19 protein-coding genes are annotated in these 19,910 nt (G+C 63.0%); 6 read left to right on the top strand and 13 right to left on the bottom strand.

Features of this window, described 5'->3' with window-relative positions:
* Positions 1-27: 27 nt before the first annotated feature.
* The 4 genes from prcA to dop form a co-directional block, all read right to left on the bottom strand.
* Positions 28-795 carry a proteasome subunit alpha gene (prcA, locus tag ABX74_RS02640; RefSeq protein ID WP_047888147.1) on the bottom strand — a complete coding sequence of 256 codons (768 nt, stop codon included), beginning with the start codon at positions 793-795 and terminating at the stop codon, positions 28-30.
* Entirely contained in the window at positions 792-1,670 is an 879-nt protein-coding gene (gene prcB / locus ABX74_RS02635) for a proteasome subunit beta (protein ID WP_019748515.1), read from the bottom strand. Before prcB ends, prcA begins: the two co-directional genes overlap by 4 nt.
* A complete protein-coding gene (locus tag ABX74_RS02630) occupies positions 1,667-1,861 on the bottom strand; it encodes a ubiquitin-like protein Pup (RefSeq protein ID WP_003944925.1) in 195 nt (64 codons plus the stop codon). Before ABX74_RS02630 ends, prcB begins: the two co-directional genes overlap by 4 nt.
* Before the next feature lie 147 nt (positions 1,862-2,008).
* Complete coding sequence (gene dop, locus ABX74_RS02625) at positions 2,009-3,508, bottom strand: depupylase/deamidase Dop (protein ID WP_019748516.1); 1,500 nt, start codon at positions 3,506-3,508, stop codon at positions 2,009-2,011.
* A gap of 58 nt (positions 3,509-3,566) precedes the next feature.
* Between dop and ABX74_RS02620 the strand changes: the two genes are divergently transcribed.
* Positions 3,567-4,124 (top strand): NUDIX hydrolase, encoded by a 558-nt coding sequence (locus ABX74_RS02620; protein ID WP_020969670.1) that lies wholly within the window; start codon positions 3,567-3,569, stop codon positions 4,122-4,124.
* Between the two features lie 50 nt (positions 4,125-4,174).
* On the opposite strand, the gene ABX74_RS02615 is transcribed toward ABX74_RS02620, so the two are convergent.
* Complete coding sequence (locus tag ABX74_RS02615; RefSeq protein ID WP_003944961.1) at positions 4,175-4,852, bottom strand: TIGR00266 family protein; 678 nt, start codon at positions 4,850-4,852, stop codon at positions 4,175-4,177.
* Between the two features lie 118 nt (positions 4,853-4,970).
* A complete protein-coding gene (arc, locus tag ABX74_RS02610) occupies positions 4,971-6,746 on the bottom strand; it encodes a proteasome ATPase (protein WP_003944870.1) in 1,776 nt (591 codons plus the stop codon).
* A 195-nt stretch (positions 6,747-6,941) separates the two neighbouring features.
* On the opposite strand from arc, the gene ABX74_RS02605 reads away from it, so the two are divergent.
* Positions 6,942-7,466, top strand: a complete 525-nt coding sequence (locus ABX74_RS02605) for a hypothetical protein (protein WP_020907811.1) — start codon at positions 6,942-6,944, stop codon at positions 7,464-7,466.
* Between the two features lie 64 nt (positions 7,467-7,530).
* On the opposite strand, the gene ABX74_RS02600 is transcribed toward ABX74_RS02605, so the two are convergent.
* Positions 7,531-8,454 (bottom strand): tRNA (adenine-N1)-methyltransferase, encoded by a 924-nt coding sequence (locus ABX74_RS02600; RefSeq protein ID WP_007729892.1) that lies wholly within the window; start codon positions 8,452-8,454, stop codon positions 7,531-7,533.
* Positions 8,455-8,592: 138 nt separating this feature from the next.
* Here ABX74_RS02600 and ABX74_RS02595 point away from each other — a divergent pair, with 138 nt between their 5' ends.
* Positions 8,593-9,483, top strand: a complete 891-nt coding sequence (locus ABX74_RS02595; RefSeq protein WP_411269021.1) for a RecB family exonuclease — start codon at positions 8,593-8,595, stop codon at positions 9,481-9,483.
* Position 9,484: 1 nt separating this feature from the next.
* The gene (locus tag ABX74_RS02590; protein WP_019748522.1) at positions 9,485-10,294 is read left to right on the top strand and encodes a thioesterase family protein; all 810 of its coding nucleotides are present in this window, start codon (positions 9,485-9,487) and stop codon (positions 10,292-10,294) included.
* A gap of 46 nt (positions 10,295-10,340) precedes the next feature.
* On the opposite strand, the gene hisG is transcribed toward ABX74_RS02590, so the two are convergent.
* From hisG to metH, 6 genes are all read right to left on the bottom strand, one after another.
* Positions 10,341-11,192, bottom strand: a complete 852-nt coding sequence (gene hisG / locus ABX74_RS02585; RefSeq protein WP_003944905.1) for an ATP phosphoribosyltransferase — start codon at positions 11,190-11,192, stop codon at positions 10,341-10,343.
* Positions 11,193-11,289: 97 nt separating this feature from the next.
* Complete coding sequence (locus ABX74_RS02580; RefSeq protein ID WP_003944933.1) at positions 11,290-11,553, bottom strand: phosphoribosyl-ATP diphosphatase; 264 nt, start codon at positions 11,551-11,553, stop codon at positions 11,290-11,292.
* 59 nt (positions 11,554-11,612) lie between these two features.
* Positions 11,613-12,473 carry a pseudouridine synthase gene (locus tag ABX74_RS02575; protein WP_047888173.1) on the bottom strand — a complete coding sequence of 287 codons (861 nt, stop codon included), beginning with the start codon at positions 12,471-12,473 and terminating at the stop codon, positions 11,613-11,615.
* A 57-nt stretch (positions 12,474-12,530) separates the two neighbouring features.
* The gene (locus ABX74_RS02570; RefSeq protein ID WP_003944828.1) at positions 12,531-13,391 is read right to left on the bottom strand and encodes a rhodanese-related sulfurtransferase; all 861 of its coding nucleotides are present in this window, start codon (positions 13,389-13,391) and stop codon (positions 12,531-12,533) included.
* Positions 13,392-13,403: 12 nt separating this feature from the next.
* A complete protein-coding gene (locus ABX74_RS02565; protein WP_020907815.1) occupies positions 13,404-14,102 on the bottom strand; it encodes an HAD family hydrolase in 699 nt (232 codons plus the stop codon).
* On the bottom strand, positions 14,095-17,664 hold the full coding sequence (metH, locus tag ABX74_RS02560; protein ID WP_047888146.1) for a methionine synthase: 3,570 nt from the start codon (positions 17,662-17,664) through the stop codon (positions 14,095-14,097). Before metH ends, ABX74_RS02565 begins: the two co-directional genes overlap by 8 nt.
* Positions 17,665-17,832: 168 nt before the next feature.
* Between metH and ABX74_RS02555 the strand changes: the two genes are divergently transcribed.
* Both ABX74_RS02555 and ABX74_RS02550 read left to right on the top strand, forming a co-directional pair.
* Positions 17,833-18,687, top strand: a complete 855-nt coding sequence (locus tag ABX74_RS02555; protein WP_223257810.1) for a PAC2 family protein — start codon at positions 17,833-17,835, stop codon at positions 18,685-18,687.
* Positions 18,684-19,844: an MFS transporter gene (locus ABX74_RS02550; protein ID WP_020969675.1), complete on the top strand. Its 1,161-nt coding sequence runs from the start codon at positions 18,684-18,686 to the stop codon at positions 19,842-19,844. The genes ABX74_RS02555 and ABX74_RS02550 overlap by 4 nt, the downstream gene beginning before the upstream one ends.
* Positions 19,845-19,910: the final 66 nt, after the last annotated feature.

The following is a 19,910-nucleotide window of genomic DNA, read 5'->3' as shown; positions in this document are numbered from 1 at the left end:
GCAGTAACTCCCAGACCGACGCAGCAACTACGAGGGTGCGTCGCCGTTTGCCGGCGGCGCGTCCTCAGTTGCTGCCGGAGTTGGAAGCATCTCTTCCAATGCCGAACCAGCGATTCTTTTGAACGCACGGCGTGGACGGTTGCTGTCGAGAACGGCAACCTCGAGTGCACTCACATCGAGTGTTCGCGGTTCCGCCTCAGTGGTTCCGGCCGGCGCCGGACCGCCCTTTTGAAGCGCCCCGACCGCGAGCCGCACCGCGGATTCGAGGTCGAGGTCTCGCTGGTAGAACTCGCGCATCGCCGTCACGATCGGTTCGGTTGTACCGCCCATGACCACGAATTCCTGCTCGTCCGCGATGGAACCGTCGTACGTGATCCGGTAGAGCTGAGCCGGCGTACTACTCCCGAAACGGCCGATCTCGGCAACGCAGATCTCGACCTCGTACGGCTTGGGCTGCTCGGTGAAGATCGTTCCCAAGGTCTGTGCGTACGCATTGGCGAGGGAACGCCCCGTGACGTCCCGACGGTCGTACGAGTACCCACGCATGTCGGCGTGGACGATGCCCGCGCGGCGCAGATTCTCGAACTCGTTGTACTTGCCCACTGCCGCAAATCCGAGACGGTCGTACAGTTCACTGACCTTGTGCAGCGCCCTCGACGGGTTCTCGGCGACAAAGAGCACTCCGTCGCGGTAGGTGAGAACGACGACGCTGCGTCCGCGGGCAATTCCCTTGCGCGCCAATTCCGAACGATCGCGCATGATCTGTTCGGCTGATGCGTAGTACGGCATCGTCATAGCGCAGACTCCCCTTCCGGACTCGCTGTCGCAGTACGAGCCGCGACGATCTCCCTTGCGATCTCGGCAGCCTTGGCCGTCGACAACTCCACGGCACCGGCCGAGGTGATGGTGACCGCTGTCGGATAGATCCCGCGTGTCAGATCAGGACCACCGGTAGCCGAATCGTCATCTGCCGCGTCGTACAGCGCCTCGACCGCGAACCGAAGCGCGGTGTCCTCGTCGATTCCCGGGGAATACAGCTTCTTGAGCGCCGATTTCGCGAACAGGGAACCGGATCCGACTGCGTGATAGCCCGCGCGCTCCTCGTATCGCCCACCGACGACGTCGTAGGAGACGATGCGACCTGCCCTCGACGGATCGACCGCGTCCAGGTCGTAACCCACGAGCAATGGCACGACCGCCAAACCTTGCATCGCTGCTCCGAGATTTCCTCGAACCATCGACGAAAGTCGATTGGCCTTGCCGTCGAACGTGAGTGGGACGCCTTCGATCTTCTCGTAATGTTCGAGCTCGACCGCGAAGAGCCGGACCAGTTCGATTGCGATCCCGGCCGTACCGGCGATACCCGCAGCCGAGTAGTCGTCCGTGACGTACACCTTCTGCACGTCACGGCTGGCGATGAGGTTGCCCATCGTCGCTCGGCGATCACCCGCGAGCAGAACTCCACCCGCATAGCTGATCGCGACGATGGTGGTGCCGTGCGGAGCTACGTCTCCCCCGCCCATGACAACACCTCCTGTGTCGGCGAAGCGGTTCTGCGGAAGATGCTCCGGTGCATGCACCCGAAGGTATTCCGAGAATGACGACAGATTCGAGCCGAAGCTCAACCGTGTGTCCCCGTCGGTGATCCGGGGCGCGCGATCCACCGTCACTGGCCGCCCTTCTGGACATAGGCACGGACGAAGTCCTCGGCGTTCTCTTCCAACACGTCGTCGATCTCGTCGAGCAGGTCGTCGGTTTCTGCAGCGAGCTTCTCACGACGTTCCTGGCCGGCACTGCCGTCGCCACCAGTGGTTTCGTCGTCTTCGCCGCCACCGGCACGCTGCGTCTGTTCTTGAGCCATCGCCGTCGACCTCCTTGTGTGAAGGGAGCTCTCGCGAGCATCCTGTTCGGCCCAGCAGAGTCGGTAACTGATCCCGCTCGGACCTTCACCCTACCGAGCGGCACCGTCAGGTGTGGAGAGACGCGACGGCGAGCCGCATCGGCTGTTTCAGTGAGTGAGCTGATCAACCAGTTCCGCGGCGCTGTCAACGGAGTCGAGCAACGCTCCGACGTGCGCTTTGGTACCTCGAAGCGGCTCGAGGGTGGGGATGCGGATCAACGACTCGCCGCCGAGATCGAAGATGACCGAATCCCAGCTCGCGGCCGCGATATCGGCACCGAATCGGCGTAAGCACTCGCCACGGAAGTATGCGCGAGTGTCGGTGGGAGGGTTCGTGACCGCGTCGAGAACCTGCTGTTCGGTGACAAGCCGCTCCATGGAGCCGCGAGCAACCAGACGGTTGTAGAGGCCCTTGTCGAGTCGCACGTCGGAGTACTGCAGATCCACCAGATGCAATCGCGGAGCCGACCACGCGAGTCCCTCACGATTGCGGAAACCTTCGAGCAGGCGCAGTTTGGCCGGCCAGTCGAGGATGTTCGCGCACTCCATGGGATCGCGCTCGAGGAGATCGAGAACCATCGCCCACTTGGCGACGATATCGTCCGCTCGCGGATCACGATCCGCCTCGCGATCGAGGAACTTGGAGACACGTTCGAGGTAAATACGTTGCAGCGCAAGCCCCGTCAGTTCACGACCGTCGGCCAGCGCAACGGTCTTGCGAAGAGTGGGGTCGTGGCTGATGTGGTGGACGGCGGTGACCGGACGCGCCAGTTGCAGATCGGTGAGGTCGACGCCCGCCTCGATCAGGTCGAGTACCAGCGCGGTTGTTCCCACCTTGAGGTAGGTCGACATCTCCGCGAGGTTCGCGTCACCGATGATGACGTGCAGCCGGCGGTATTTGTCCGCATCCGCGTGCGGTTCGTCGCGGGTGTTGATGATTCCGCGCTTGAGCGTGGTCTCGAGGCCTACTTCGACCTCGATGTAGTCGGATCGCTGCGAAAGCTGGAATCCGGCCTCGTCGCCGGACTGACCGAGACCCACACGACCGGAACCGCAGATCACCTGCCTGGACGCGAAGAACGGCGTCAAGCCGGTCACGATCGAGGCGAACGGGGTGTCACGCGAGCAGAGGTAGTTCTCGTGCGTGCCGTACGACGCACCCTTGCCGTCGACGTTGTTCTTGTACAACTGCAACCGTGGGGCACCCGGCACGCTGGAGGCGTGCCGCGCAGCTGCCTCCATCACTCGTTCGCCGGCTTTGTCCCAGATCACGGCATCGAGCGGGTCGGCGACCTCGGGGGCCGAATACTCCGGATGGGCGTGGTCGACGTACAACCGTGCCCCGTTGGTGAGAATCATGTTCGCGGCGCCGATCTCGTCAGCGTCGATGACCGGTGCGGGCCCGCTCATTCGCCCCAGATCGAAGCCTCGGGCATCTCGCAGCGGAGATTCGACCTCGTAATCCCAGCGTGTGCGCTTGGCCCGTGGCACGCCCGCTGCGGCGGCGTAGGCAAGCACCGCCTGGGTTGAAGTGAGAATCGGATTCGCCGACGGCTCACTGGGTGAAGATATTCCGTATTCGACCTCGACACCGATGATCCGCTGCATGACACAAGAGCCTATGTGATTGCGGCGCGGCACCCACAGGCGTGGCACAGTTGGAGGAATGCACCAACCTCTCACCGCAGACCTGAATCCCGCGGACGAGGTAGTCGCCGTGTACGACCGGACGGGTAATCCGATCGGCCGAGCACCACGTTCCGTCGTCTACTCGGGTGGGCTCTGGCACGCGAGTGCGGGCGTCCTGGTTCGCACCGGGGACGGCTCCCGCATCTACGTCCATCGCCGAACCGACACGAAAGCGGTGTTCGGGGGCTATCACGACTGTCTTGCCGGAGGTGTCGTTGATCCAGGTGAGACGCCGCAGGAAACCGCGATCCGTGAAGTCGGTGAAGAACTCGGAATCTTCGGAACAGCAGATCAGCCACTCCAACTGACGGAGATCGCTCGAATCTCCTGGGACGGCGAGTGGAACAACTCTCCGTTGCGCTGTCACCTGTTTGCGTTCGAACTCAGATACGACGGGCCGATGGCACATCAACCCAGCGAGATCGCCGAAGGTTGGTGGTGGACGCCGAAAGAACTCGGCGCCCACCTGCAGGACCCGTCGTGGCCGTTCGTTCCGGACTCACGCGCGCTGCTGGCCGACTATTGCTGGAGCTGAACACTGCTGGAGCTGAACACTGCTGCGACTGAACACTGCTGCGACCGTGATCAGCCCGGGGTGATCGCCGAGAGCCAAGCAGCAAACGCGCTGGGGTTGCGGGTCTGCGCGAGAACGCGTCCTGGGCCGGTGAAGTCGAAGACAAATCCTTCACCGGACTTCATCGACTGAATGGTGCGCCCCTGAACGGCGCGCCGCATGTTGAAGTTCATCCCGAGGTCGTAGGCGACCACGTGACCGGTATCGATCGTGACCGTCTCGCCTGGCTGCAAGTCGATGACGTCGATCGCGCCGTAGACGGCCAGCACTACTTCACCGTCGCCACTTGCCCGCAGACCGAATCCACCCTCACCGCCGAAGAGGTTGGACATGCCTCCCCACTTGGACTCGACGGTCACGCCGTAGGAGTTGGCCAACCAGGTTCCACGGTTGAGGAAGAACGGGCGATCGGACGTGATGGTCAGTGGGATCAGATCGCCGGGAAGCACGCCGGTCACGTCGACCCAACCACCTTGCGGCGGAGCGGTATACGTCGTGACGAAAAACGACTCCCCACTGAGCATCGACCGCTTGAGTCCCTGCAGGACGCCGCCCTGCGCCTTCGCTTCGAGAACTACGCCGGCGGAATGCGCGAGCATTGCCCCGCTCTCCACGCGCAGCGGTTCGCCGGGCGCGAGGTAGCAGCGAGCGACAGTGGACGACGGATTGTGTCGAAGATGTATCTGCACGGCGGGACTCTAAACCAGCGCGACCGACCGGTCCAATCGCAACGGAGGGAACGGCAGCGACGCACAGATCGGGCCGACGACTCCCGTGGAGTGGCCGGCCCGATCGGTGTTCGTTTCGTTACAGGTACTGGCCCGTGTTCGACTCTGTGTCGATCGCGCGGCTGGCACTGGCGTTCTTACCGGTGACGAGAGTGCGGATGTAGACGATCCGTTCACCCTTCTTGCCCGAAATACGTGCCCAGTCATCAGGATTGGTGGTGTTGGGCAGATCCTCGTTCTCGGCGAACTCGTCGACGATGGAATCGAAGAGGTGCTGCACACGCAAGCCAGGAGCACCGGTGTCGAGTACCGACTTGATCGCGTACTTCTTGGCGCGGTCGACGATGTTCTGGATCATCGCACCCGAGTTGAAGTCCTTGAAGAACAGAACTTCCTTGTCGCCGTTGGCGTAGGTGACCTCGAGGAAACGATTCTCTTCGCTCTCCGCGTACATGCGATCGACGACGCGAACGATCATCGCCTTCAAGCATGCGGTGCGATCGCCACCGAACTCGGCAAGGTCGTCCGCATTGATCGGCAGACCGTCCACCAGGTACTTCGAGAAGATGTCCTGAGCGGATTCCGCGTCGGGGCGCTCGATCTTGATCTTCACGTCCAGTCGGCCGGGACGCAGGATGGCCGGGTCGATCATGTCCTCACGGTTGGAGGCGCCGATGACGATGACGTTCTCGAGCCCTTCCACGCCGTCGATCTCGCTGAGCAGCTGCGGAACGACCGTTGTCTCCACGTCGGAAGAGACTCCCGAACCACGGGTACGGAAGATCGAGTCCATCTCGTCGAAGAAGACGATCACCGGCGTCCCCTCGGACGCCTTCTCACGAGCACGCTGGAAGATCATCCGGATGTGACGCTCGGTTTCGCCGACGAACTTGTTCAGAAGTTCCGGGCCCTTGATGTTCAGGAAGTAGGACTTGGCGTCCTTGCTGTCCTGACCGCGAGCTTCGGCGATCTTCTTGGCCAACGAGTTGGCGACGGCCTTGGCGATGAGCGTCTTACCGCAACCAGGCGGACCGTAGAGCAGTACACCCTTCGGCGGCCTCAGCGAGTATTCGTGGAACAGGTCCTTGTGGAGGAACGGGAGTTCGACGGCATCACGGATCTGTTCGATCTGACGCCCGAGACCACCGATGTCGTCGTAGTGAACATCCGGAACTTCCTCGAGAACCAGATCTTCGACCTCGGCCTTCGGGATGCGCTCGAAGGCGTACCCGGCCTTGGTGTCGACGAGCAACGAGTCGCCCGGACGCAGTTTCCTGGTCGGAGAATCGGCGTCGTACGCGATGATGTCGGCTTCGGGGTCGGCGAAGACGGCTGCCAACGGTGCTGCGAGCCAGACGATGCGCTCTTCGTCGGCATGACCGACCACCAGTGCGCGCAAGCCGTCGTCGAGTACCTCACGGAGCGTGCTGATCTCACCGACCTGCTCGTAGGTGCCGGCCTCGACGATGGTGAGTGCCTCGTTGAGGCGCACCGTCTGTCCGAGGGCAAGGGTGTCCGTGTCGATGTTCGGTGAGCACGTCAATCGCATCTTGCGACCCGACGTGAACACGTCGACGGTCTTGTCCTCGTGTACCGAGAGAAGGACTCCGTAACCGCTCGGCGGCTGACCGAGTCTGTCGACTTCTTCACGAAGTGCGATGAGCTGCTGACGGGCCTCCTTGAGGGTGTCCATCAGCTTGCTGTTTCGGATGGACAGCGAGTCCACCTTCGACTCCAGCTCACGCACCTGCTCCGGCGATTGTGCAAGTTGTCGGCGCAGTACTTGTGCTTCCACTCGTAGCGCGTGGAGTTCTTCTGCTGCCGCAACCGAATCCGGGTTCTCTGTCGAGCTCATGTGCGTCTCCTCCCAGTGCGATCCATCAACGCTACCGGCATAAGGCCCCAAGTGTCGCCAGACACGGTGCGCGAGTGCGAATTCACACGTGAGTACGGACCGTGCCGACTGGTCTCGAGCCAGGTTTTGGTCATGTTAGCCTTGCCTACAAGATGGAGACAGCGCCTGTCTCTCTTTACAACGAAAGGTAACGCTGTGATCATCCGCAAGACTCTCATCAGCGCTTGTGCCGTCGCTGCCGTCCTGACCATGGGCGCATGCAGCTCGGACGACAACAAGGATTCGACGGCGGCCAGCTCGACTTCGGTCGCCGCCTCGAGCACCACGGCCAAGGCCTCGGCTTCCGCTACGACGTCAGCTGCCGCTGCCGCAACGGCTCCGACGGCCGAGGAGCTCAACGCTTCGCTCGTCGCTCTGATCGATCCGGCCAAGCCGATCGAGGAGAAGACCGCTCTGGTGGTCGACGGAACCAAGCGTCAGGCCAACATCGAGACGATGAGTGCTGCGCTGGGCGGTAACCCGGCCTACGCGATCACGTTCAACGTGGACAACGTCAAGGTCGACGGTCAGACCGCAACCGCAGACGTCGCCGTCGTCAGCCCGCACGGCGCCGCACCGGCCACCCCGTGGACCTGGGAGCTCGAAGACGGATCCTGGAAGCTGTCCGACACCTCGGCATGCGTGCTCCTGGAAATGGGCCGCGCTTCCTGCACCGCTTAACTTCCAGCTACGACAAGAGCGGCGATCCGGTATCCGGATCGCCGCTCTTGTTGTTTTCGTGTGACTACTTGGCTGCCGTGTTCGAGCCCTTGCCCGCGCGCCGCTGCGGCTTCGGGGTGACCGTTCCTTCGGCCAGACGACGAGCGCTCACGAGGAACGCGGTGTGGCCCTGCATCCGATGCTCGGGACGCACTGCCAAACCGACGACGTGCCAACCGCGCACGATCGATTCCCACGACCGTGGCTCGGTCCAGCATTCCTGCTCACGCATCGCTTCGACGACTTTCGAGAGCTGAGTAACGGTCGCGACGTAGACGATCAACACGCCGCCTGGCACGAGCGCCTTCGAGACGGCGGGCAGGACGTCCCATGGAGCCAGCATGTCGAGTACGACGCGATCGACCTTGCCGCCGTGTGCTTCCGGATCGAACTCTGCCAGATCGGCGATGGTCAGTTCCCAGTTCGGCGGACGTTCACCGAAGAAGGTCTCGACGTTGCGAACCGCGTGTTCGGCATGATCGTCGCGGACCTCGTAGGAGATGACCTTGCCCTCGGGTCCGACGGCACGCAGTAGTGAACACGTCAGTGCGCCGGAGCCGGCTCCGGCTTCGAGCACGCGTGCTCCTGGAAACACGTCGCCTTCGTGGACGATCTGAGCTGCGTCCTTCGGGTAGATGACCTGTGCACCGCGCGGCATGGACAGCACGTAGTCGACCAGTAGCGGGCGCAGGGCGAGGTAGGGCGTGCCGTTGACCGACTTGACGACGCTGCCCTCGTCGGCGCCGATCAAATCGTTGTGAACGATTCCGCCCTTGTGGGTGTGGTACTCGCGGTTCGCCTCGAGAACGATCGTGTAGTGGCGTCCCTTGCCGTCGGTCAGCTGGACTCGGTCGCCGACGCGAAACGGCCCCGACGGCCGCTTGCCCGGCGCAGTGAGATCAGCTTCTGGAAGCTCTTGTTCGGGAATCTCGGCGACAGCGGACTGCACAACCTCATCCACTTCGGTCGTGACTTCTTCTGGTTGCAGCTCGTTCGCCATGCGCAGATGATCCCTGTTCGCTTGTTTCCGGTGTCCTCGCCACCGGCTCCGACGGAGTTGTCGGACCAACCGCATAGCCTGCCAGGTGTGAGCTCTGTCGAATTGCCAACCCCCACTCCAACGGGTGCAACATCACAGGAGCGCCCGCGTAGTCGGCCGGCGCTCTCTCCGTCGCGTGCGGGTGACTACAAGCAATGCCCCCTGCTCTACCGGTTCCGAGCGGTCGACAGAATTCCGGAAACACCTACCAGAGCCCAGGTCAGAGGCACCGTCGTCCACGCGGCCTTGGAAGCGCTGTTTGCACTCCCGACCGGTCACCGGGTTCCCGATCGCGCAGCCGAACTCGTCCGTCCCGCGTGGGAACGTGTCAGTGCCGAGTCTCCCGAGGCAGCTGATCTGATTCCGGAAGACGAGCTGGACGCGTTTCTCGGCGAAGTCGGCAAGCTCGTCGCGACGTACTACACGCTCGAAGATCCCACTCGATTCGATGCCGAGGCGTGCGAGGTCTACGTCGAGACCGAGTTGGAGAACGGCGTTCGACTACGCGGCTTCGTCGACCGGATAGACGTTGCACCGACCGGTGAGGTGCGGGTGGTCGACTACAAGACCGGAAAGGCACCCCGCGAGTTCACCGAGTCCAAAGCGCTCTTCCAGATGAAGTTCTACGCGCTCGTACTACTGCGCACTCGCGGAATCGTTCCCGCGCAACTGCGCCTGATCTATCTGGCCTCCGGCTCGATTCTCATGTACGCCCCGGATCACGACGAGCTCATTCGATTCGAGCGGACCCTCTCCGCCATTTGGAAGGCGATCCTCGCGGCAGGTGCGACCGGAGACTTCAGACCCAAGCCTGGCAAACTGTGCGACTGGTGCGATCACAAGTCACTGTGCCCCTCGTTCGGCGGAACACCACCGCCGTATCCAGGTTGGCCGGACCTGCTGAGCACCGAACCTGTTGCTGCAAAGGAGAATTCATAACATGACGGACAGTTCGTACTACCGCTACCTCGGAACCACGGAGGAAGGGCACGAGCGGTTCGCGAGCACGCAGGCGACTGTCAGCATCTGGGGCCCGACACTGCAGCACGGTGCTCCCCCGTCGGCGCTGTTGGTACGAGCACTCGAGCGGTGTGGTGCGCGCGACGAAACCCGTCTGACGCGCGTCGTCGTCGAGATTCTCGGGCCTATTCCGATTGCCGACCTCGAAGTCCGGTCGTGGATCGAACGCCCCGGTCGCCGAATCGAATTGATCGTCGCCGAGCTGTGGGCAACCACCGCCGACGGATCTGCCCGCGCGGTTGCGCGCGGTACGGCATGGCGGATGGAGACCGTCGATACCGGCGAGGTCGTCCACGTAGTCGATCCCCCGCTCGAACCCCGTGACAGCGGCACCCCGGGCGTTCTCGAGGGTCTCTGGAGCGTCGGCTACCTCAAGACCCTCGACTGGTCCTGGATTGCTCCGATCGGGTGCGTGGGAACCGGGAAGGTATGGGCGCGCCCCAAGCCCGAGCTGGTCGAGGGCGAGAAGATGTCTGCCCTCGAGCGTTTGTTCGCGGTGGCCGACATCTCCAACGGCGTCGGCGCCAAGCTCGACCCTGAGCACTGGACGTTCCTCAACACCGATCTCACGGTGCATATCTTCCGTGTACCCGAGGGCGAGTGGGTCGGTGTCGCCGCCGAAACCACTACCGGTCCGGACGGCGTCGGCATGTGTGCGGGAGTGCTCTACGACGAGCAGGGTGCCGTCGGCCGTATCGCCCAGACTTTGCAGATTCGCGCCCGTTCCTGATTTCCAGGAACGGGCGCGAATGCGCGTAAATCTATTCAGACGGTGATCAGAAAGCGCGTACCGAGCGGATGTTCGACGCGAGGATGGCCTTGGCGCCGAGTTCCGCCAAGGCATCCATCACCTGGTTGTGTCCCTTGATCGGAACCATCGCGCGAACCGCGACCCAGTCGGGGTCAGCCAACGGCGAGAGGGTCGGCGACTCCATACCCGGAGTCATCTTGATCGCGTCGTCGAGGATGGTGCGCGGGCAGTCGTAGTCGATCATCAGATTCTGCTGCGCGAAGACAATTCCGCGTACGCGTTCGATGAGCTGATTGCGTGCGGGATCGTCCTGCGGAGCGCCGGTGCGCTCGATCAGGACACCTTCGGAATCGCAGAGCGATTCACCGAAAGCAACGAGGTTGTGTTGGCGGAGAGTACGACCCGACCCGACCACGTCGGCGATCGCGTCGGCGACACCGAGCTGAATCGAAATCTCCACTGCTCCGTCGAGACGGATGACGGTTGCGTCGAGTCCGCGATCGGTGAGGTCCTTGCGGACAAGGTTCGGGTACGACGTCGCAATGCGCAGGCCGGACAGATCCTCAACGGCCCAGTCCTTGCCTGCTGGTGCTGCGTAGCGGAACGACGAACGGCCGAAGCCCAGTGACAGACGCTCGGATACGGGAGCGCCCGAGTCGCCGGCGAGATCACGACCAGTGATGCCGAGATCCAGCTCACCGGAGCCGACGTAGATCGCAATGTCCTTGGGACGCAAGAAGAAGAACTCGACCTGGTTGGCAGGATCGAGGACCGTCAGATCACGGGAATCGGTGCGTCGACGGTAGCCGGCCTCGCTGAGAATTTCGGCGGCGGACTCGGACAGTGAGCCTTTGTTGGGAACTGCTACGCGCAGCATGGTGGATGTCCTTTCGGAAGGTGTGGGTGACGTGAGACGACATGAATCGGAAGCCCTGGACGAGCGAGATGGCGAACATCTCGCTGGTCAGCTCCGATCACAGATGTCGGTACACGTCCTCGAGGGTCAGTCCGCGACCGACCATCAACACCTGCGTCCAGTACAGCAGCTGGGAAATTTCCTCGGCTAGCTGCTCATCGCTCTGGTATTCCGCAGCGATCCACACTTCACCGGCTTCCTCGATGACCTTTTTGCCCTGAGCATGCACACCGGCGTCGAGGGCGGCGACAGTGCCGGACCCCTCGGGGCGAGTAGCAGCACGCTCGGTCAATTCGGCGAACAAGGATTCGAAGGTCTTCACGGGTACACATTCTTTCACGAGGACGGAAGCGGTTTGCACACGCCCACGAACAGCGGTGTTCACAGGCCTGCGTCGAGGCTGCGCGAACTCACGAACCTGCGAGTCTGCCCGGTGATCGGATCCGGGTATTCCAACGCCCGCGCCAACAATCGCAACGGAGTCGAGAAGTCGCCGGGCACCGCGGGAAGGTACTCGGGGTAGTAATTGTCACCGACGATCGGGACGCCCAGCGAGTTGAGGTGCAGCCGAAGCTGATGGGTACGGCCGGTCCGTGGGAGCAACCTGTATCGGCCGAGAGTCCGGCCGGCCGAGTCGGTGATCGTCTCGATAAGTTCGATCGAAGTCTCACTGTTCGGCTCGCCATCGATCTCGGTAGCCGTCATCTCGCCGTGAACTTTGTTGATGCGGCTACGCACCGTGCGAGGGAAAGTCAGTTCCGGATCGAACCCTGCAATCGCCTCGTATTCCTTGACGATCCGCTGCTCGGCAAAAAGTTCCTGGTACGGCCGTCGTAGGTCCGGTGTCACCGTGAACACGATGACACCCGCCGTCATTCGGTCGAGGCGGTGAACGGGCGCAAGGTCCGGAAGATCCAGATCACGACGCAGTCGCACGACGGCGCTTTCGACGATGTGCGCTCCCCGCGGAATGGTCGCCAGGAAGTGCGGTTTGTCGATCACGAGAATGGAGTCGTCGCGGTACAAGATCTTGATCTCGTGCGGAACCGGAATCTCGGGGGCCGGCTCGCGGTAGAAGTACACGAAGCGGGTCGGCTGATAGGGCGTTCGACTCGTGATCTTCCGCCCGTGCTCGTCGACGACGTCTCCGGCATTCACGAGGTCCGCCCACAGGTCCCGCTCCCCCGGGTGCTCGCCGATCAGATGCTCGAGGACGGTATGCGCCGACGACTCCGCCGGCATCCGCAGCCGGTCGGGTCCGAGACCGTTTCGGATCGGCAACGGTGCCTTGGGCACTGCTCAGTCCTGCTCGAGGTCTGGTGAACAACTCTCGCAGAGCAATTCGAGGGTGCGGCCGTCGCCGTCGATCCGATTGCGGTACCGCGGTGTCGGAGTACCACAATCGACACACACGCCGAGTGTCTTGGCTTCGGATGAGAACTCGATGTTCATCCGCTTGTCGAACACGTACAGGGAACCATCCCAGAGGCCGCGGTCGCCGAAAGTCTCGCCGTAACGGACGATTCCGCCGTCCAACTGGTAGACCTCGTCGAAGCCACGTGAGCGCATCAGCGAAGACAACACCTCACAGCGCACTCCGCCAGTGCAGTAGGTGACTACGGCTTTGCCCTTGAGATGGTCGTATTTTCCACTGTCGAGTTCGTCGACGAAATCGCGGGTGGTGGCGACGTCCGGAACTACCGCATCCCGGAAGCGGCCGATCTCGGCTTCGAATGCATTGCGGCCGTCGAAGAACACAACGTCGTCACCGCGACTGTCGACGAGTTCGTGTAGTTCCTTGGGCGCCAGATGAACTCCGCCACCGACAACACCGTTCTCGTCGACTTTCAGCTCGTCGGGGGCTCCGAACGTCACGATCTCCGAGCGAGCCTTGACGCTGAGGCGAGGGAAGTCGTTTCCGAGTCCGTCCGACCACTTGATGTCAGCGGTACGGAACGGCTCGTAGCCACGCGTTCCGCGGACGTATCGCTTGACATCCTCGATGTCTCCGCCGACCGTCGCATTGATTCCGTGAGGCGAGACGATGATCCGGCCCGTCAGGTTGTTGGACTCGGCCAGGCTGTGCTGCCACAGCTTGATCGCTTCCGGGTCCGCCAACGGCGTGAACTGGTAGAACAGAACAATTTTCGGAATAGCCACAGCAAATCCCGCCTAACGTGCCGCGCTCGAGTGAACGTCGTGAAGATCGTGAATGGACAAGTCCACCAGAGACTCTCGAAACACGCGTCCAGGCCCCTCCGGGACATCGACCTCACACGGAACGACGAGCACCGCGCAACCCGCGGCGCTTGCCGACGCAGTACCGGTCGGCGAGTCCTCGATGGCGAGGCACTGCGCCGGCTCGAGTCCGAGTAGATGCGCTCCGCGCAGGTACGGATCCGCCGCCGGTTTTCCGTTGGGAACCTCGTCGCCGCACACCGAGTGGTCGAAGAATTCACGGCCGAGCATGCCGAGTGCCCGATCGACCAGTACTCGCTCGGTGTTGGTGACCAGTGCAGAACGCAGACCACCGTCACGCACGGTCGCCAGTGCATCGCGAGCACCCGGCCGCCAGGTCACGCCGTCCTCGAACAGATCGCCGACGCGGGTGTACATCCAGTCCTTCGCCTCGGCGACGGCATCGGGATGCTTCTCCAGGCCGAGCGCGTCGAACACCGTCGCCAGAGCGAAGGGGCTCGACGCACCGATGACGGCGATGCGTGTCGCTTCCGTCATCGGTCCGCCCAGGCGTAGGGACAGCTCACGAAGCGCGATGTCCCACAGCTTCTCCGAATCGAGCAGGGTGCCGTCCATGTCCCACAGGACACCACCGAGGGTCGATTCGGATACCTCGGTCAACAACTCAGACATTGAAATACTTTGCTTCCGGGTGGTGCAGGACAAAAGCGTCCGTGGACTGCTCGGGATGCAGCTGCAGTTCTTCGGACAATTCGACGCCGATTCGCTCGGGTTCGAGCAACGCCACCAACTTGGCACGATCCTCGAGGTCCGGGCACGCGCCGTATCCGAACGAGTAACGAGCGCCGCGGTACTCGAGATCGAAGTAGCCGGCAACCTCGGTCGGGTCCTGCTCCGCGACGGTATGCCCCTCGGGGAGCACAAGCTCTTCACGAACGCGTCGATGCCAGTACTCGGCCAGAGATTCCGTGAGTTGGACGCCGATTCCGTGAACCTCGAGGTAATCACGGTACGAGTTCGACGCGAACAACTCGTTGGCGAAGTCCGCGATCGGCTGACCCATCGTCACCAACTGGAACGGAAGAACGTCGACCTGATCGGTCGCTTCTGCTTCCTTACGCGAGCGCACGAAGTCAGCGATGCACAGGAAACGGTCGCGATGCTGACGCGGGTAGGTGAACCGGAACCGTTCAGGTGCATCCGGTTTCGGTTCGGTGAGCACGATGACGTCGTCGCCCTCCGAGATCGCCGGGAAGTAGCCGTACACAACCGCGGCGTGCGCGAGGATGCCCTCGGACGTCAGCCGATCGAGCCAGTACCGGAGCCGCGGACGGCCTTCCGACTCGACCAGTTCCTCGTACGTCGGACCGTCGCCCTTGCGCTGACCGCGAAGGCCCCACTGGCCGAGGAAGAGAGCGCGCTCGTCGAGCAGCCCCGAGTACTCGGACAGAGAGATTCCCTTGACGATGCGCGAGCCCCAGAACGGCGGTGTCGGCACCGCAATGTCGGTAGCGACATCGGAACGCTCCGGCAGGACGACGGGAACCGCTGCAGCTTTACGCTTTTCGGCGATGCGCTTGGAACGCTCGTGACGAGCCTTACGCTCGGCAGCCTTCTCGCGAGCAGCGATGGCCTCTGGGCTGTCCGGCGCCGGGCCGCCGCCGCGCTTGGTCGTCATGATCTGGTCCATCAAGTTCAGACCCTCGAAAGCGTCGCGGGCATAGCTGACGTCGCCCTCGTACACCTCCTGCAGATCGTTCTCGACGTACGAACGCGTCAGCGCGGCACCACCCAGCAAAACCGGGAACTGTTCCGAGACACCGCGAGAGTTCAGTTCCTTGAGGTTGTCCTTCATGACCACTGTCGACTTCACGAGCAGTCCGGACATGCCGATGACATCGGCCTTGTGCTCGATCGCAGCATCGAGAATGGTCGCGATGGGCTGCTTGATGCCGAGGTTCACGACGTCGTAACCGTTGTTACTCAAGATGATGTCGACAAGGTTCTTGCCGATATCGTGGACGTCGCCCTTGACCGTCGCAATGACGAGGCGACCCTTGCCGTCGTCGTCCGTCGCTTCCATGTGCGGCTCGAGGAACGCAACTGCTGCCTTCATGACCTCGGCGGACTGCAGAACGAACGGCAACTGCATCTGTCCGGAACCGAACAGTTCACCGACGGTCTTCATGCCCGAAAGCAGTGTCTCGTTGATGATTTCGATCGGGGACTTGACCGTCATCGCTTCGGTGAGATCGTCGTCGAGGCCGTTGCGCTCGCCGTCGACGATGCGACGCTCGAGCCGGTCGAACAACGGAAGTCCGGCGAGTTCCTGCGCACGGGACTCGCGCGCCGACGCAGCCGAGACACCCTCGAACAGAGCCATCAGCTTCTGCAGCGGGTCGTAGCCCTCGCTACGACGGTCGTAGACCAGGTCGAGTGCGGTTTCACGCTGCTCGTCCGGAATTCGCGCCATCGGCAAAATCTTGGACGCGTGAACGATCGCCGTGTCCAGACCGGCCTCGGTGCACTCGTGCAGGAACACCGAGTTGAGGACCTGCCGTGCGGCCGGGTTCAAACCGAACGAAATGTTCGAGATACCCAGGGTGAAGTGCAGTTCCGGGTACGCAGCCTTGAGCTGACGGATGGCTTCGATGGTCTCGATGCCGTCGCGTCGCACCTCTTCCTGACCGGTGGAGATGGGGAAGGTCAAGGCGTCGACGATGATGTCGGACTCGGCGAGTCCCCAGTTTCCCTTGATGTCCTCGATCAGACGCTTGGCGATGGCGACCTTGGTCTCGGCGGTGCGAGCCTGGCCCTCTTCGTCGATGGTCAGGGCGACGACCGCCGCGCCGTGCTCCTTGACCAACGTCATGATCTTGTGAAAACGCGATTCGGGGCCGGCGCCGTCCTCGTAGTTGACGGAGTTGACAGCGCAGCGGCCACCGAGGTGTTCGAGACCGGCCTGCAACACGGCAGGCTCGGTGGAGTCGAGCATGATCGGCAGCGTCGAGGACGTCGCCAGACGGCTGGCCAGTTCCGACATGTCGGCGGCACCGTCGCGGCCCACGTAGTCGACGTTGAGGTCGAGCATGTGTGCGCCGTCGCGGGTCTGGTCCTTGGCGATGTCCAGGCACTTCTGGTAGTCCGCGGAGAGCATTGCCTCGCGGAAAGCCTTGGAGCCGTTGGAGTTCGTGCGTTCACCGATCATCAGGATGCTGGCGTCCTGCTCGAACGGCACCGCCGAGTACAGCGAAGAGGTACTCGGCTCGTGGATCGGGGTGCGCTGGGCCTTCTCGACCTGACGGACCGCGTCGGCGACCGCGCTGATGTGCTCGGGTGTCGTACCGCAGCAGCCGCCTACGAGGCCGAGTCCGAACTCGGAAACGAAACCACTGAGGGCTTCGGCCAATTCGTCGGCGGTCAGCGGGTACTCGGCGCCCTTGGGGCCGAGCTGCGGCAGACCTGCATTGGGCATGACCGACACCGGCAGCGTCGAGTACTTGGACAGGTGCCGGAGATGTTCGCTCATCTCGGCCGGCCCGGTGGCACAGTTCAGGCCGATCATGTCGATACCGAGTGGCTCGAGTGCCGTCAGCGCCGCACCGATCTCACTGCCCAGGAGCATCGTTCCAGTTGTCTCTACCGTCACGTGCGTGATGATCGGCAACCGCAGTCCGAGTTGCTCCATCGCGCGCTGACTGCCGAGAATGGCCGCCTTCACCTGAAGCAGGTCCTGGCAGGTTTCGACGAGGATGGCGTCGGCGCCACCGTCGATCATGCCGAGCGCAGCTTCGGTGTACGCGTCACGAAGGACTGCGTACGGTGCGTGCCCGAGGCTGGGGAGCTTGGTTCCCGGTCCCATCGAGCCGAGTACGAATCGGGCCATGCCGTCGCGGCCTGGTCCCATCTCGTCCGCTACTTCACGGGCGAGAGCAGTGCCTTTTTCCGCGAGTTCGCGGATCCGGTGAGAGATGTCGTAGTCGGCGAGGTTGGGCAGGTTGCAACCGAAGGTGTTGGTCTCGACGGCATCGGCACCAGCGGCGAAGTACGCACGGTGGATGTCTTTGAGCACGTCGGGACGGGTGTCGTTGAGGATCTCATTGCACCCCTCGAGGCCGAGGAAGTCGTCCAGGGTGAGGTCCGCGGCCTGCAACATGGTGCCCATCGCTCCGTCGCCGATGACAACGCGCTGTTTCAGCGCATCAAGCAGGGCAGAGTTAAATGGGGCAGACATGCCGTCCAGAGTAGTGGGCGCACCGACAAGCTCTGGCCGTAGGCTGGGTGGGTGAGTCCAAGTGAGTTCCCCGTCACTCCCGACGGCCCGGTCGATTTCGACGATTCCGCGGCCTTCGAGAGCCCTGACGGCTTTGCCGTCGACAGCAGCGACCGCCTCGAGGGCGACATCCCTGTCCTACGTGATCCCATCCTCGTTGCAGCTTTCGAGGGCTGGAACGACGCCGGTGACGCAGCCAGCGGTGCGGTCGAACATCTCGAGCTGATCTGGGATGCCCAGCCGCTCGCCGAACTCGATTCCGAGGACTACTACGACTACCAGGTCAACCGTCCCACGGTCCGTCAGGTCGACGGTGTCACTCGCGAAATCGTTTGGCCGGCAACACGTTTGTCGGTCTGTTCGCCTCCAGGCAGTGAGAGCGACATCGTCCTTCTTCGCGGGATCGAACCCAACATGCGGTGGCGCAGTTTCTGCGAGGATCTGCTCGAGTTGATCGACCAACTGAACGTCAAGACGGTGGTCATCCTCGGAGCCCTGCTCGCCGATACTCCGCACACCCGCCCGGTGCCGGTCACGGGCACGGCGTACAGCAGCGAATCCGCGGCACGATTCAACCTCGAACAGACCCGATACGAAGGCCCGACAGGCATCACCGGAGTTCTTCAGGATGAGTGCGTTCGTGCTGGTGTACCCGCTATTTCGTTCTGGGCAGCGGTTCCGCACTACGTCTCGCAGCCACCCAACCCGAAGGCCACAGTGGCCCTCCTTCAACGAGTCGAGGATGTTCTCGACATCGAGGTCCCCCTCGGTGAACTCCCAGCTCAGTCGGAGGATTGGGAGGAAGCGGTCAACGAAATGACCGCGGACGACGAGGAAATCGGCGAATACGTGCGCACCCTGGAAGAGCGGGGAGACGCCGAAACCGACATCAGCGAAGCAATCTCCAAGATCGACGGCGACGCCATCGCGGCGGAATTCGAGCGCTACCTCAGACGGCGAGGCCCCGGCAGCTTCGGACTGTGAGCAAGAACACTCCAGAAGAAGGTGGAAGTACGCAGCGCCCACTGCGCCTCCGGCTTCAACTGATCGCGCTGTACGCCGGCGGGTTCCTCGGCCCGTTCGGCGGCGGCGTGGTTGCTTCGATCCTCCCCGAGATCGGTGACGATCTAGGGGTCGGACCGTCGGCGGCCGCCTCCTCCCTCACCGCGTACCTGCTCCCCTTCGCCGCTCTGATGTTGGTGTCGGGGACGCTCGGGACACGGTGGGGCAAGGTCCGGACGGTGCGGATCGCATACGGCGTCTACGTCTTCGCGTCGTTGGCATGCTTCCTCGCCCCGACACTCGAGATCTTCCTGGCCGCCCGGGTACTGCAGGGATCCGCGAACGCATTCACCACGCCGCTGCTGCTTGCTTCATTGGCGGCCGCAACTCCGCAGGCTCGATTGGGTCGAGCCCTTGGCGCCTTCGGCGCATTCCAGGCTGCAGGGCAGTCGTCGGCTCCGTTGATCGGCGGACTGGCGGCCGAATTCGACTGGCGTCTGGCCTTTCTCGTCATCGCAGTGGTCGCGGGCATCCTGGGAGCCGTCGGACTCCCGAAGTCCGAAGCACCGGCAGCGACCACTCCCGCCCGTCTCCGCGATGCATTACGCCCCGAAGTGCTCCGCATCGGTATCGCTGCATTGCTCGGCTGGGGCGCCCTCGGTGGACTGAGCTTCCTGCTCGCCTTCCGCTTCGAAGACGAGTTCGGGCTGTCCCCCACCGTCCGCGGCCTACTGCTCACTGTCTTCGGCGTGGCCGGCATCCTCTCGGCCCGGCGCATCGGAATCCTCATCGATCGCATCGGCGCACGCTCCTCCGTGATGATCGGTGCACTGGGCGGAGCAGTTCTGGTCTCCGTCGTCGGCCTTGCCGGCTTGGTGCCGGTGATCGCGATCGCATGGTTTGTCGCAGGTGTCGCGAGCCAGTTCGTCCTTGTCGGCGTCAACGCGGCGGTGCTCGGATCCGCGGGGCCCAACCGTGGCGGCGCCGTGTCGGTCGTCCAAGCGATGCGCTTCGGCGGCGCCGCTCTTGCTCCCCTGGCCCTGACACCGATCTACGACTCTTCGCCTGCCGCGAGCTTCCTGATCCCCGCATTATTGCTCGCCGTCGTCGCTCCCCTGATCATGCCGAAGCAACGCTGATCGGTCTCGGCAGTTTCGAATTTGAAGTTGTGTAGGTAGTGAGTTTGTCGGCGAAAGTGACCACCG

Origin of the sequence: Rhodococcus sp. ARP2 (assembly GCF_001029585.1) — a bacterium.
GTDB classification, from domain to species: Bacteria; Actinomycetota; Actinomycetes; order Mycobacteriales; family Mycobacteriaceae; genus Rhodococcus_F; species Rhodococcus_F erythropolis.
This window is presented reverse-complemented; position numbering and strand designations above follow the sequence as displayed.

Excerpts from the sequence above, each read along its gene's own strand:
- prcA (WP_047888147.1), bottom strand. The coding sequence starts at position 795 with ATGACGATGCCGTACTACGCATCAGCCGAACAGATCATGCGCGATCGT.
- arc (WP_003944870.1), bottom strand. The coding sequence starts at position 6,746 with ATGAGCTCGACAGAGAACCCGGATTCGGTTGCGGCAGCAGAAGAACTC.
- hisG (WP_003944905.1), bottom strand. The coding sequence starts at position 11,192 with ATGCTGCGCGTAGCAGTTCCCAACAAAGGCTCACTGTCCGAGTCCGCC.
- dop (WP_019748516.1), bottom strand. The coding sequence starts at position 3,508 with ATGCAGCGGATCATCGGTGTCGAGGTCGAATACGGAATATCTTCACCC.
- ABX74_RS02565 (WP_020907815.1), bottom strand. The coding sequence starts at position 14,102 with ATGTCTGAGTTGTTGACCGAGGTATCCGAATCGACCCTCGGTGGTGTC.
- ABX74_RS02630 (WP_003944925.1), bottom strand. The coding sequence starts at position 1,861 with ATGGCTCAAGAACAGACGCAGCGTGCCGGTGGCGGCGAAGACGACGAA.
- ABX74_RS02620 (WP_020969670.1), top strand. The coding sequence starts at position 3,567 with ATGCACCAACCTCTCACCGCAGACCTGAATCCCGCGGACGAGGTAGTC.
- ABX74_RS02575 (WP_047888173.1), bottom strand. The coding sequence starts at position 12,473 with ATGCCGGCGGAGTCGTCGGCGCATACCGTCCTCGAGCATCTGATCGGC.
- ABX74_RS02590 (WP_019748522.1), top strand. The coding sequence starts at position 9,485 with ATGACGGACAGTTCGTACTACCGCTACCTCGGAACCACGGAGGAAGGG.
- metH (WP_047888146.1), bottom strand. The coding sequence starts at position 17,664 with ATGTCTGCCCCATTTAACTCTGCCCTGCTTGATGCGCTGAAACAGCGC.